Source organism: Exiguobacterium acetylicum (assembly GCF_019890935.1).
Lineage (GTDB): Bacteria > Bacillota > Bacilli > Exiguobacteriales > Exiguobacteriaceae > Exiguobacterium_A > Exiguobacterium_A abrahamii.
Window position 1 is genome coordinate 1,240,320 of the sequence record NZ_CP082333.1, and the last position, 12,609, is coordinate 1,252,928.

Below are 12,609 nucleotides of genomic sequence, written 5' to 3' on the forward strand. Positions count from 1 at the left end.
ATGCTGAAAATTGGAGAAAAGACATTTGACTCACGGTTATTACTCGGAACGGGGAAATATACGGATGCTACGGTACAGCAAGAAGCAATCGATGCGTCCGCCTCACAAATCTTGACGTTCGCCGTCCGTCGGCTCGACATCTTTGACAAACAACAAGCGAATTTTTTGGAGTCGCTTGATTTAACAAAGTACGATTTATTACCGAACACGGCCGGTGCGAAGACGGCAGAAGAAGCCGTACGGTTGGCGAAGCTTGCGCGGGCATCCGGTATGTGCGACATGGTCAAGGTCGAAGTGATCGGTTGCGACAAGACGTTATTACCTGACCCGATTGAGACGCTACGGGCTTCTGAAGAATTACTCAAAGAAGGCTTTATCGTCTTACCGTATACGTCGGACGACGTCGTCCTTGCACGGCGACTCGAGGAACTCGGTTGTCACGCCATCATGCCGGCGGCGTCACCGATCGGCTCCGGACAAGGTATTCTCAATCCGCTCCATCTACGATTCATCATCGAGCAGACGACGGTTCCGGTCATTGTCGACGCCGGGATTGGCTCGCCAACCGACGTCGCCTATGCGATGGAACTAGGAGCGGATGGTGTCTTATTGAACTCCGCTGTCGCCCATGCTCAAGATCCGGTCAAGATGGCGCACGCCATGCGACTAGCTGTCGAAGCAGGACGTTTCGGATACGAAGCGGGACGTATTGAGAAGAAACAGTATGCGGTCGCGAGTAGTCCAACGAGTGGATTGATTCGATGAACCGTTACTCACGGCAAACTCGATTTCAACCGATCGGGGAAGCGGGACAAGTACGCTTGGCATCAGCAAGGGTACTGATCATCGGCATGGGAGCACTCGGAACGGCGTCGGCAGAACAACTCGTCCGCGCCGGTGTCGGTGTCGTCCGAATCGTCGACCGCGACTATGTCGAGTGGAGTAATCTACAACGACAACAGCTGTATACCGAGGAAGATGCGCGTCACATCGTACCAAAAGCGATTGCCGCAAAAGCACGGCTTGAAGCGATCAATTCGACAGTCGCGATCGAAGCACATGTAGTAGACGTCGACCGGGCAGCACTGACGTGGCTTCTCGATGATATCGATCTGATCATCGATGCGACGGATAACTTCGATATTCGCTTGCTGATGAACGATATGGCGTTGATGCGTTCGATTCCGTGGATTTACGGTGGCTGTGTCGGCAGTTACGGGATCACGTTTACCGTCCGTCCCGGGGAGACGCCGTGTCTGCATTGTCTACTCGATCAATTACCACGGGATCAGGAGACGTGTGATACGGCGGGGATCATCGGACCAGCTGTACAGATGGTCGCTTCCTTGCAGGTGACAGAAGCATTGAAGTGGTTGAGCGGACAGACGGGCGCCATGCGGACGCGCTTGCTTGCGTTTGATGTCTGGTCGAATACGTTTCAACAAATCAACGTCCAGTCACTGAAGAAAACGGAGTGCCCGTCGTGCGGCATCGAGCCGTCCTATCCTTACTTATCGGATCAAACGGTACGTTTCACGGCACTGTGCGGTCGCGATGCCGTTCAAATCCGCGGAGACGGACAGCGGGATCTGGAACAGTTGAAACAACGTCTCCTGCCGGTCGCTGCGATTTCTGCTCATAATCCATATTTGCTGGCGTTTACGACGGACGAACATCGGATGGTCGCTTTTCGGGATGGACGTGTTCTGATTCATGGCGAGGCGGATCTCGTCAAAGCGAAGCGGCTCTATCATGCCTATTTCGGATAAACGTTCACAAAACAGTAAACAAATTTTTCAGATGCATGTTTTAAATGTTTGAAAAACAGGTAAATAAGACTTCAGACGTAAATCGGTCTATAGGTTTTGAACGTGAAGAGGAGTGATTCAGATGAAACAAGAATTCGATCCAATCAAGGATCAAGCACAGACGGAAGACGCCCAAGCAGTTGTTCAGCAAGCCAACTGGAATCCGGATCGATACCGGACGAACTTGAACCCATTCTATCTGTCACCTTGTAGTGTCGAACGTAGAGAAGACGTGCATCAGGATGCATCGAAAATTCTCGAAGTCGAGACGTCGTCGCCCCTCCAACAACTCTTTGAACACAATCAAGCAACGCATACATCCGAAAAACAGGGGACGAAATTCAAAACGGGCATCGTCGTCGGTGTCGGTGCGATCATTGGTGGATCCGTATCAGTGATTCGTTCCGTCCAACGCTTTAGAAAACAACGGACGAAGTAATACGCTCGTTGTGAAAGCGCCAAAAGCAGGAGGCATTCGCCTCCTGCTTTTTTGTAACCCTTTTCGTTTCACAAAAGAAATGAAGGGGTTTTAGTATGTATGCTGTTTCTATTTGTTATATCTAGATTTATCAGTTGGTTACATTATCGAAAGCAGTAGATTTACCGTTTACGTAGACATCGATGATTTCATGTTCAGGATCTAATGTTAACTTGTAGACATGCTGCTTCGTTTTCTTATAAGTTTTAGATTCATTCAATTTAATCTTTAGCGTATCTCCTTGTTCCTCAAGATCAGTGGCAACTGTTTTCTTTGACTGATAAACAACATAAGCGACTTTGTCTTTCGTATTGATCAATTGTAAGGTATTGGCGGGATTGATCTTCGATTGGATAGCGTTAGGTACTATTTTTAGTTCACTAAAACTGAGTTTAGAATCGTTTACGTTACAGGCTGATAAAGTAGTACATAATACAGTCAACATTAATAATTTCTTCATATTTTAGCTCCTTCAATTCGGATGGAAATGTATACCTTATATCTTAGCAGTTTTTTGAAGTTCAAAATTATTAAAAATGATAAGGTAAACAGAAATTGATTTGATATTGAAGATAAAGTAATTTTCTCTTGATCAAGAAGAATCCTAATTTCATTTCGTCTAAATTTGTCATAGCATCGCTGGGTGTCAGAATAACTCTTGCTTTTTGTGTTCCAAACGGATGTTCGTCGCAGAACGAACGCTCGCATGCTACACTTAAGCTACTATATTTAAAAAGTGAGTGTGATGAAGATGAAATGGATACATACTGCCGATTGGCATCTCGGCAAAATCGTTCATGGCGAGTCGATGCTCGAGAATCAGCGGGCGGTCTTAGCCGATTTTTTGGGACTCGTCGATCGCGAACAACCGGATGCGATCGTCATTGCAGGTGACTTGTACGACCGCGCTGTGCCACCAACGGAAGCCGTCGAACTGCTTGACGAGACGCTCGCTGCCTTGATTCTTGACCGGGATATCCCGGTCGTTGCGATCAGTGGAAATCACGATTCGGCTGAACGGTTAAGTTTCGGAACAACGTTACTCCAACGGGCCGGTCTGCATCTCGTCGGAAAACTAACGCCGGTCATTACTCCGGTCACGATTAAAGGAGTGTCGTTCTATCCAGTGCCATTTGCCGATCCTGCAACGGTTCGGTACGTGTACAAGGACGAAACGATCAAGACACATGATGACGCGATGCGGACGATCCTTGCCGGGTGTAGTCCGGACGGACCGAGTGTCCTCGTCGGTCATGCCTTTGTGATCGGTGGACTCGAGACGGATTCGGAGCGGCAATTGTCCGTCGGAACAGCAGGACAGGTCAGTGCGAGCCAATTTGCACCGTTTACGTATACGGCACTCGGTCATCTGCACAATCCGCTTGCGATTCAATCCGAGACGGTTCGTTACAGTGGATCGCTCTTGAAATATTCATTCTCGGAAGCCCATCATGTCAAAGGGGTCGATGTGTTGACGTTGAACGATGCGGGTACGTTCGATCGTCGGTTCGAACCACTTGCACCGAAACGTGATTTGCGGGAATTGACTGGAAGTCTCACTGAGCTGACAGACCCGGCGTTTGTCGCGACACAAAACACGGACGATTACTTAAAAATCAATCTAACGGATGGTGAAGCCTTGATGGATCCGATGGGCAAGCTGAAGAAAATCTATCCGAACATCCTGCACCTCGAGCGAATCGGATTCGTCCGCGAGAGTACACGGGCGGTCAAGGCGTCGCGGGAGCAAGTCAAGGATGCATCCGTTGCGGATCTGTTCAGTGAGTTCTACGAAGCGGTCCGTGAGAAGAAACCGACGGAAGCGATGCAAGCCGTCCTGAAGGAGGAAGCGACATGCGCCCAGAACGACTGACATTACGCGCCTTTGGACCATTTGCTGGTGAAGAGACGATTGATTTCACGGCACTTGCCGGACGGACGATGTTCGTCATCTCCGGGAATACCGGAGCAGGAAAAACGACAATCTTTGACGCATTGACGTTCGCCCTGTATGGCGAGACGTCTGGTGGTGAGCGGGAAATGAGCGAACTGCGAAGTCATTTTGCCGTGCCCGAGCAAAAGACGGAAGTTGAACTGGAGTTTACGCTGAAAGGAGAACGGTACCGGATCATCCGCCAACCGAGTCAACCGCATCCGGTCAATAAAACCGGTTACTCGCATGAAGCCGAGCTCGCTCGGTTCGACGGGACGACGTGGAAACCGCTTGCGATCAAGATTCCGGAAATCAAGCAACGGGTTCAAGAGCTGATTCAGCTCGACCATAAACAGTTTTCGCAAATCTTATTGTTGCCGCAAAATAAGTTCCGCGAACTGTTGATGGCAGAGTCAAAAGACAAACTCCAGATTCTCAAGCAACTGTTCAAGACGGAACATTACGGTGAGTTCCAGCAACGTTTGCACCGACAAGCGCTCGATCTTGCGGCACGCATCAAGGAAACAAAGACGAAACAATGGGCCAAACTTGAGGAATTACCATTGCAAGCGAACTGGAGTGAGTTGACGGAAGGCGACATCCGGTTACGGATGGAGGCGTTGACGACGGAACGGGACGAATGGTTAACGGCTGCGCGTCAAGCTGAAGTAGAGACTCGTGCGATCGTTGAGAAGAAAACGACGCAATTGCAGCAAGGCGAGCAACTCGAAGCGGTTTTCCAAGAGCAGGAGCGACTTCAACAAACGGAACAATTGCTACTGGATCGCTTACCGGAAATCAAGCGGATGCAAGAAGAAGCAACGGTGGCTGAACGCGCTCAAATCGTCGCACCGATCTATGACCAGTGGCAGCAGGATCAAGAACAATTGACGCAACTCACACGTCGAAAACAGGAAACCGAACAGCACATCGCTCGCTTGAAAGAGCAACAAGAGGTCGTTCAAGCAAAAGTCGATCGATTGCTAGCGGAGGAACCACAGATTGAGCAACTCAGTCGTCGTCTCGAAAAGATTAAAGAAGAGCGCGCGCGGTTGGAAGCAGAAACGGCTTTACGGCAACAACAGCAACAACTAGTAGAACGTTTGAAGCTTCTGGACCCAGAGTCATTACGGAAGCAACTCGAACAAGCACGGACAGAACGTAAGACTATTCAAGAACAACTGCATCCATTGCAAAACGTTGGAGCAGAACGCTTACAGGTGCAAGAACGGCGCTTCATCCTGCAACAGCTAGCGACAAAGATAGCGGAACATGACAAATTGGAAGCAGAACGGCAACAGCTGATCGTCCGCGGCACGAGCGTCCGGGATCAAAAAGAGGCAGCGGCGCGCCAGTATGAAGAAGCGCGCAGATACGAACGGGAACAACTGGCTGCTGAACTTGCTAAAGGATTGACAGACGGGACGGCTTGTCCGGTCTGCGGCAGCACGTCGCATCCAAATCATGCTGTCGCCGTCGCAAAGGAATTATCCGTCGATGTAGCACAGCAGCGGTTCCTTGAAGCCCAACAAGCGCATCAAGAATTACAAGCCTCGTACCGGACGGTTGCGGAGCGTCTGCAGCAACTGACGACCGAGATGCAAAAGACGAGTGAAAACGAGTCATCTCATGCGGATGTTTCAGTACAGCTTCAGGAAGTCAAACAGACGGAAGCCCGATTAGCGGCAGCGCAGACGGAAAAAGCGCGTCTTGAGACTCGTCTGCAACAACTCGAGCAATCCATGGACCAGCTACAACTGAAAATCGATGCAATGATCAAAGACCGGAATGTCATCGAATCGGAATTGGCACACTTGACGGGTCGTCTGAGTCAATCAGGAGAGTCCGCGAAATCGCTACCAGCACTTCGTGAGGAACAACAACAGGCAGAAACACGTATCGAGCAGTTCAAACAAGACAAACAGCAACAGTTACGCGAGAAGGAACAGCTCGATCGTGACTTCGCGGAACACCAAGGTCGATTCCGTCAATTGACCGAGGCATCTGCTGAACAAAACGACCGATTAACGAACCGCGAAAACGCATTACACGCAGTCCTGGCAGAAGAAACGTTTCCGACGATTGAAGCCTTCCGTGAAGCGAGACGGTCTCGTGACGCGCTTCGTCAACTCCAAGAACGTTTGGAACAAGATCGCCTCGAACGGCAGGAACTGAAGCTGAAACAGGAACAAGCCCGCTTGAAGACGGAAGGTCAAGTGCGTCCGGATCTTGAACAATTGCGGATGGATGTGAAGACGTCGTCGGTCGAACTGACGGAGCGGACCGATCGACGTGTCGGGCTCGAGAAGGAACGCGCACACATCGATCAATTGATCGCGGCTTGGGAGAACTTGCAACGCCAGATTGAGGACGAGGATGCGAGATACGGGGTCATCGGTGAACTCGCTCGCGTCGGTGTCGGGGAGAATGCGCAACGGATGACGTTCGAAACGTATGTCCAGACGGCATACTTTGATGAAATATTGTTCGCCGCAAACCGGCATCTGCACGAGATGACATCTGGTCGTTTCCAGCTTGAACGGAAAACGGAGGCAGGAAAAGGACAGAAGAAATACGGGCTCGATTTAAATGTCTTTGACGCATACACGTCGCAAACGCGTCACGTCAAGACGTTATCCGGTGGCGAAAGCTTCAAAGCATCCCTTGCGCTTGCGCTCGGACTGTCGGAAGTCGTGCAAGAAGCAAGCGGTGGGGTATCGCTTGAGACGATGTTCATCGATGAAGGATTCGGAACACTTGATCCGGAATCACTCGAACAAGCGATCGAGACGTTGCTCTCAATTCAAGCGAGCGGTCGGATGGTCGGGATTATCAGTCACGTCCAGGAACTGAAGTCACGAGTTGACGCAAAAATCGAGGTCAAACAAGGAAAAACGGGGTCGACGATTGCACTAGTCGTCGAGTAAGGAGATAAGATCGATGGAAACACGAAACATGGTCACGAAATCACAAATCAAAGAGGCGTTACGCGAATTAGGTGTGACGCCCGGTATGAAACTGTTCGTCCATACGTCACTTAAACAAATCGGCTGGATTCCCGGCGGCGTACAAGCGTTGATCGAAGCCTTGCAGGAGGTCGTCACGACGGAAGGGTTAATCATGATGCCGGCACAAAGTACCGATAATTCGGATCCGAAGAACTGGAGCCAACCGGCTGTGCCTGAAGAATGGTGGGAAACGATCCGCCGGGAGATGCCGGCATATGACCCGGCAAAAACGGTCACGCGCGGCATCGGTCGCGTACCGGAGGTCTTTCGAACGTATCCCGGCGTCGTTCGAAGCGATCATCCGATGTGGTCCGTGACGGCTTGGGGGAAAGATGCGGCGACATTCGTTGCCAATCATACACTAGAAAATGGCTTCGGTCCGGGTTCACCGATTGAACGCTTCATCGAGGCCGACGGTCAAATCCTGCATATCGGTTCGCCTTGGGATACAACGACTGTCTGGCATTATGCGGAATACGGGTTAAATCGTCCGGACGTCGAGGATGGTTGTAAAGTCAAAGAAGGATCGACGGAACGATTCATTCATTACCGACATCGCCAAATCGATAGTGATGCGTTCGGTCCGATCGGTGAAGGGTTAGAAAGTGCCGATTTCGTCACGTCCGGTCTGATCGGACAAGCGAAATCTTACCGTATCGATGCGAAAGCCTCGATCCCGGTCGTCATGTTGCAATTAAAAGCGCTTGATCAATGGTTATTTTGAAACTTTTTCGGGAAACCTTCGTAGTAGAAAACAGAATCACAAAAAGGAGTGAAAGCAATGGCTTCACGTTTTAAAGTAAACCCGGCATTGCGTCGCGGATTCGATACGGCACGTGTCGGAGAACGACCAATGACAAAAAGCGGGACGATGAGCAAGATTTTCTTGATGCTCGCTCTCGTCACAGCAGCAGCAGGGGGTAGTTGGTTCTTCCTCGCAGAAAACCAAGCGTTCCTATTCCCGGCATTAATCGGTGGATTCGTCATCGGTCTGATCCTTGCCTTGATCATCACATTCAAACCAGCAACAGCTCCAGTCCTTTCTCCGGTTTATGCGATCGTTGAAGGTGTGGCAGTCGGAGCGTTATCGTTGATGTTCGAAAGTATGTACCCAGGAATCGTCGGAAAAGCAGTCGTTGCGACATTCGTCGTTGCGTTTGCGATGTGGTTCGTCTACTCGACGGGGATGATTAAAGTGACGCAACGTTTCCGTTCTGCGGTCACAGCAGCGATTCTCTCGATCTTCGTCTTGTATGCGGTCAACTTGATTCTCGCGTTATTTAGTGTCGACCTCCCATTCATGACAGGTAGTTCACCGGTTGCGATCGGCGTTCAGTTCGTCATCGTCATCGTGGCGTCCTTGTCACTCGTAATGGACTTCGATTTTATCTCCCAACAAGTGCGCGCCGGTGCTCCAAAGTCGATGGAGTGGGTTGCAGCATTCGGATTGATCGTGACGATCATCTGGCTCTATATTGAATTACTCGATCTCTTGTATCGCCTCGCAGCGCGGGATTAACAGCAATAGACAAACCCTCATTTCAAAGACGAAATGAGGGTTTGTTGTATGTTATATATAGGAATGGGATAAATCTTCAGAGGTATTCAAGAGCTAATTCGTAAGCTTTTGGAGGTTTGAATTGTTTCTTGACCCTTCGGATAAAAGGATAGCATCTTGCCATATCCGGTTATTACGAGCAAAAATTTTAAAATCCAGTAATATCAAAATTTGATAAATCTAATTTCAAACCATTCAGCTGCTTTATTAAAATATCAAATTTTAAATTATCATTATTTCTTTTATTCTCAGGAATAGCCTCTGGACTGAAAATTCTCATTCCTTCTTCAATCCATTTTTTTCGATATAACTGAAATGCAACTTCTAAAAATTCTTCGGGTATTGTTATAAAACCATGGATTACCTCATGATCTTCGCTAAACCCGTATTCAAATCCACAACAAGAACATATTTCATATGTTTTTGAATACTCCCCACCTACAAAGATTGGTTCTTCTAATCCTTCAAATCCACAAACTAAGCATACATGTAATGTATTCATTTCATAAATCATGCTCCTTCGAGAAAATTTGTATCGGAAATATTTTAAACCAGTTAGAGCTTGTCTATTTATTTAGAGGTTTAAGTTTAATAAAAATAACTATTGTATCTTCATTACCACTTTCTTATAAACGAAACGCTTCCTTAATCGTTCGCAGTAATACACGCGCACTAGGCGATAAAGTCGCCTCCTTTTTCCAAATCAAATGAACGTCCGAAACGACGGGAGGATCAAGTGGGAGAAAGGTTAGATCGGAAGCGGTCGTATCAATGATGCCATCAATTGCTAGAGCGTGACCCACCCTTTGATGTACAAGTAAGGACGCATTGAACAACAAATTATATGTTCCGATGATCTGACAATCCTCAAGCGTTAACCCACTCTGTTCACGGAAATACGTGTCGAGTTGTGTCTGCTCGGATACGAGTAACGGGAGGGTGACAAGTTGTTCTCGTGAAATCGTCTTAGACTGTGCAATCGAGGCATCACGACGTGTTAAGACCCCCCAACGGTCCTGACCGGGCAACCGTAAGGAATGAAACGCGGATAGATCGAACGGAGCAATGACAAGTCCGAAATCGAGCAATCCCTTTTCGAGCCGGTCAAGTACATCATTCCCATTGCCGCTATACATACGAATCGTTACATCAGGATGAATGGTGTGTAAGTCTCTAAACGCTTGCAATACCGTCGTCAATTGTTGTGTTTCGCCACCACCGATATGAATTTCACCCGTCAATACTTCTTTTGTATTCAAATCGACCAATACCTTATCTGCTAGTGTAACCATCTCGCGTGCGCGCTCTTCAAAGAATCGTCCCTTTTCTGTTAAACGCAACCCCTGTTTCGAGCGTTCGAACAATTCGACCCCAATCGTTTCTTCTAGCTGTTGCAGTTGACGCGATAATGCCGGTTGCGACAACCGAAGGATCCGCGCCGCTTTCGTAATGTTTTTTTCTTCAACTAAAGCTAAAAAATAACGTAGTTGCTGTAATTCCATCATTTCACCTCTATCCATGCGAAAAGCGTATGGTTTATTACTTAAGATTAGCATTAGACATGAATGGTTGTCAGCCGTAAGATGAGATCAAGCAATCAAAAGAAAGGAGGATGTACGATGACTGAACTACAAACCTATGTAAGAAAACATACGATTCTTCCAGCGGATCCGGTTTTTGAGCACATTCATGCCATTCAAGATGAAATTGAACCGGAAATACAGCGATTGAATCAAGCGGTCTCACAAGAAGAGAGAAGACAGGCACTTGCCGTGATCACAGGGCAAGACATCGATTCGTCTGTTAGAGTCTTAACGCCTCTATTTACGGATTTCGGACGGCATCTATCCATCGGCAAGCACGTTTTTCTCAATCGAGGTGTCATGTTCACGGATCTTGGGTCGATTCGGTTAGACGATCATGTCTTGATTGGTCCATTCGCACGGTTGCTGACTGTCAACCATCCGGAAGCACCGACGAAAAGAGGCGGCGTTGAGACAGCACCGATTCATGTCGGTCGTAATGCTTGGATTGGCGCTGGGGCGACGATTTTGCCTGGCGTGACGATTGGTGAGGATGCAATCGTCGCAGCGAACGCCACGGTTACACGTGATGTCCCGCCCCGTACGATCGTCGCAGGTACTCCGGCGAGAATCATTCGAATGGTTGAGATGTCGGATGAGTAGATGGTACGGTTGTCTACTTGCATTTTTTCTTTTGAGTGGATGCACCGACATGAAAGAATCGTCACGATCGAGTGATTTAGAACAAAAGGAGCTGAAATCCGTCTTGCTTCAAATCGATGGAACAACCGTGCCAATTCGTTTTGCGGACAATGAGACAGCGATGGCCTTGCAAAAAAGACTGCCGCTGGCGATGCAGATGAAAGAGTTGAATGGGAATGAAAAGTATCATTACGTGCAATTCTCGTTACCGACGAATCCAAAGAATGTCGGAACGGTGCAAGCGGGAGATCTCATGCTGTATGGATCAGATTGTCTCGTCCTGTTTTATGAGTCGTTTCAAACGGATATAAAATACACGCGAATTGGTTGGGTCGAACCGAATCGATTATCCGAACTATTATCGGCTGATACAGTACGTGTTCAAATGAGTACGAAACAATAAGAAAACAAGAGAGGAAGTCATCATCATGGCCATTCAAGGAAAAGTCATTATCATCACAGGAGCAAGTTCAGGTATTGGAGAAGCAACAGCACGCTTACTGGCAAGACAGGGGGCAAGGCTAGTCTTAGGATCACGGCGCAATGATCGACTGGCGAAACTCACGGAATCGATTCAAGCAGAAGGCGGGGAAGCAATATACCAAGAGACAGACGTCGTGAAACTAGAGGATAATCAACGACTCATCGAAGCAGCATTGACGGCGTATGGTCGAATTGATGCGATATTCCTTAACGCGGGGCTGATGCCGAGTTCTCCACTATCTGCTTTACAAGTAGACGAGTGGAATCAAATGATCGACGTGAACCTGAAAGGTGTCTTGAACGGGATTGCGGCTGTCATGCCGACATTTACCTCCCAACGTGCGGGGCATATTCTGACGACCTCATCCGTAGCAGGTCTTAAGGCGTATCCGGGTGGAGCCGTATATGGCGCAACGAAATGGGCAGTACGTAACTTAATGGAAGTCTTACGGATGGAGTCGGCGCAAGAAGGAACGAATATCCGCACAGCGACGATTTATCCGGCAGCGATTCATACCGAATTGCTCGAGACGATCTCACACGGAGAGTCCCTGGAAGGAATGACGGCACTATATGACCAATACGGTATCTCACCAGAGAGTATCGCGCGGATCGTCGCCTTTGCGATCGATCAACCAGAGGATACGAACGTGAGCGAATTTACGGTCGGTCCAACGACTCAACCGTGGTAAAAAGGAGGAGTATTAATGTTTCCACGAGGCGAACAGAACGAAGCGTATCAAGAGGTATTCACAGGTATCAGTTATTTAGCACCACTTGTCGACGAATCGTTACCCGTTTCCGTATCACATGTGACGTTCGAGCCGAAGACGCGGAATCATTGGCACATCCATGATGGGGGATATCAAATTCTCCTCGTCACGGAAGGGGAAGGATGGTATCAAGAAGAAGGACGACCCGCTCGACATTTGCAAGCAGGAGATGTCGTCGTCACGCATGATGGTGTGAAGCATTGGCACGGGGCAACACGGTCTTCCTGGTTTTCGCACATTGCGATCACTGCTGGGACACCAATCTGGCTCGAGGCAGTTTCATACGAACAATATGAAGTAACGGAATGAATAGAAAGACCATCTGAACTTCGCTGTCAGATGG

At 48.6% G+C, this 12,609-nt stretch carries 14 protein-coding genes; 11 read left to right on the forward strand and 3 right to left on the reverse strand.

What is annotated here, in order from left to right; genetic code table 11:
* From K7G97_RS06355 to K7G97_RS06365, 3 genes are all read left to right on the forward strand, one after another.
* Positions 1-765 (forward strand): thiazole synthase, encoded by a 765-nt coding sequence (locus K7G97_RS06355; protein ID WP_223041647.1) that lies wholly within the window; start codon positions 1-3, stop codon positions 763-765.
* Entirely contained in the window at positions 762-1,769 is a 1,008-nt protein-coding gene (locus K7G97_RS06360) for a ThiF family adenylyltransferase (protein WP_223041648.1), read from the forward strand. Before K7G97_RS06355 ends, K7G97_RS06360 begins: the two co-directional genes overlap by 4 nt.
* Positions 1,770-1,890: 121 nt before the next feature.
* A complete protein-coding gene (locus K7G97_RS06365; RefSeq protein ID WP_223041649.1) occupies positions 1,891-2,247 on the forward strand; it encodes a hypothetical protein in 357 nt (118 codons plus the stop codon).
* Between the two features lie 130 nt (positions 2,248-2,377).
* On the opposite strand, the gene K7G97_RS06370 is transcribed toward K7G97_RS06365, so the two are convergent.
* Positions 2,378-2,746: a hypothetical protein gene (locus tag K7G97_RS06370; RefSeq protein ID WP_223041650.1), complete on the reverse strand. Its 369-nt coding sequence runs from the start codon at positions 2,744-2,746 to the stop codon at positions 2,378-2,380.
* A gap of 291 nt (positions 2,747-3,037) precedes the next feature.
* On the opposite strand from K7G97_RS06370, the gene K7G97_RS06375 reads away from it, so the two are divergent.
* Genes K7G97_RS06375 through K7G97_RS06390 form a run of 4 tightly spaced genes read left to right on the forward strand, consistent with a single transcriptional unit; the run spans position 3,038 to position 8,746 of the window.
* Positions 3,038-4,159, forward strand: a complete 1,122-nt coding sequence (locus K7G97_RS06375) for an exonuclease SbcCD subunit D (RefSeq protein ID WP_223041651.1) — start codon at positions 3,038-3,040, stop codon at positions 4,157-4,159.
* A complete protein-coding gene (locus tag K7G97_RS06380; protein WP_223041652.1) occupies positions 4,141-7,146 on the forward strand; it encodes an AAA family ATPase in 3,006 nt (1,001 codons plus the stop codon). Before K7G97_RS06375 ends, K7G97_RS06380 begins: the two co-directional genes overlap by 19 nt.
* A gap of 13 nt (positions 7,147-7,159) precedes the next feature.
* Positions 7,160-7,951 carry an AAC(3) family N-acetyltransferase gene (locus tag K7G97_RS06385; RefSeq protein ID WP_223041653.1) on the forward strand — a complete coding sequence of 264 codons (792 nt, stop codon included), beginning with the start codon at positions 7,160-7,162 and terminating at the stop codon, positions 7,949-7,951.
* Positions 7,952-8,008: 57 nt separating this feature from the next.
* Positions 8,009-8,746, forward strand: a complete 738-nt coding sequence (locus K7G97_RS06390; RefSeq protein WP_029341341.1) for a Bax inhibitor-1/YccA family protein — start codon at positions 8,009-8,011, stop codon at positions 8,744-8,746.
* A 187-nt stretch (positions 8,747-8,933) separates the two neighbouring features.
* Here the strand turns inward: K7G97_RS06390 and K7G97_RS06395 are convergent, their stop codons facing one another.
* Positions 8,934-9,287, reverse strand: a complete 354-nt coding sequence (locus tag K7G97_RS06395) for a hypothetical protein (protein ID WP_223041654.1) — start codon at positions 9,285-9,287, stop codon at positions 8,934-8,936.
* Positions 9,288-9,411: 124 nt separating this feature from the next.
* On the reverse strand, positions 9,412-10,290 hold the full coding sequence (locus K7G97_RS06400) for a LysR family transcriptional regulator (protein WP_223041655.1): 879 nt from the start codon (positions 10,288-10,290) through the stop codon (positions 9,412-9,414).
* Between the two features lie 114 nt (positions 10,291-10,404).
* Here K7G97_RS06400 and K7G97_RS06405 point away from each other — a divergent pair, with 114 nt between their 5' ends.
* The 4 genes from K7G97_RS06405 to K7G97_RS06420 are packed head-to-tail and all read left to right on the forward strand — an operon-like array spanning position 10,405 to position 12,575.
* Positions 10,405-10,971, forward strand: a complete 567-nt coding sequence (locus K7G97_RS06405) for a DapH/DapD/GlmU-related protein (protein ID WP_223041656.1) — start codon at positions 10,405-10,407, stop codon at positions 10,969-10,971.
* Positions 10,972-11,020: 49 nt separating this feature from the next.
* Positions 11,021-11,413, forward strand: coding sequence for a cyclophilin-like fold protein (locus K7G97_RS06410; protein WP_223041657.1), 393 nt, complete (start codon positions 11,021-11,023; stop codon positions 11,411-11,413).
* Between the two features lie 25 nt (positions 11,414-11,438).
* On the forward strand, positions 11,439-12,185 hold the full coding sequence (locus tag K7G97_RS06415; RefSeq protein WP_023467869.1) for an SDR family oxidoreductase: 747 nt from the start codon (positions 11,439-11,441) through the stop codon (positions 12,183-12,185).
* 15 nt (positions 12,186-12,200) lie between these two features.
* On the forward strand, positions 12,201-12,575 hold the full coding sequence (locus tag K7G97_RS06420) for a cupin domain-containing protein (RefSeq protein ID WP_223041658.1): 375 nt from the start codon (positions 12,201-12,203) through the stop codon (positions 12,573-12,575).
* Positions 12,576-12,609: the final 34 nt, after the last annotated feature.

What these genes read in the sequence shown, in the direction of transcription:
- K7G97_RS06355 (WP_223041647.1), top strand. Translation starts at nt 1, where the DNA reads ATGCTGAAAATTGGAGAAAAGACATTTGACTCACGGTTATTACTCGGA.
- K7G97_RS06360 (WP_223041648.1), top strand. Translation starts at nt 762, where the DNA reads ATGAACCGTTACTCACGGCAAACTCGATTTCAACCGATCGGGGAAGCG.
- K7G97_RS06365 (WP_223041649.1), top strand. Translation starts at nt 1,891, where the DNA reads ATGAAACAAGAATTCGATCCAATCAAGGATCAAGCACAGACGGAAGAC.
- K7G97_RS06370 (WP_223041650.1), bottom strand. Translation starts at nt 2,746, where the DNA reads ATGAAGAAATTATTAATGTTGACTGTATTATGTACTACTTTATCAGCC.
- K7G97_RS06375 (WP_223041651.1), top strand. Translation starts at nt 3,038, where the DNA reads ATGAAATGGATACATACTGCCGATTGGCATCTCGGCAAAATCGTTCAT.
- K7G97_RS06380 (WP_223041652.1), top strand. Translation starts at nt 4,141, where the DNA reads ATGCGCCCAGAACGACTGACATTACGCGCCTTTGGACCATTTGCTGGT.
- K7G97_RS06385 (WP_223041653.1), top strand. Translation starts at nt 7,160, where the DNA reads ATGGAAACACGAAACATGGTCACGAAATCACAAATCAAAGAGGCGTTA.
- K7G97_RS06390 (WP_029341341.1), top strand. Translation starts at nt 8,009, where the DNA reads ATGGCTTCACGTTTTAAAGTAAACCCGGCATTGCGTCGCGGATTCGAT.
- K7G97_RS06395 (WP_223041654.1), bottom strand. Translation starts at nt 9,287, where the DNA reads ATGAATACATTACATGTATGCTTAGTTTGTGGATTTGAAGGATTAGAA.
- K7G97_RS06400 (WP_223041655.1), bottom strand. Translation starts at nt 10,290, where the DNA reads ATGATGGAATTACAGCAACTACGTTATTTTTTAGCTTTAGTTGAAGAA.
- K7G97_RS06405 (WP_223041656.1), top strand. Translation starts at nt 10,405, where the DNA reads ATGACTGAACTACAAACCTATGTAAGAAAACATACGATTCTTCCAGCG.
- K7G97_RS06410 (WP_223041657.1), top strand. Translation starts at nt 11,021, where the DNA reads ATGAAAGAATCGTCACGATCGAGTGATTTAGAACAAAAGGAGCTGAAA.
- K7G97_RS06415 (WP_023467869.1), top strand. Translation starts at nt 11,439, where the DNA reads ATGGCCATTCAAGGAAAAGTCATTATCATCACAGGAGCAAGTTCAGGT.
- K7G97_RS06420 (WP_223041658.1), top strand. Translation starts at nt 12,201, where the DNA reads ATGTTTCCACGAGGCGAACAGAACGAAGCGTATCAAGAGGTATTCACA.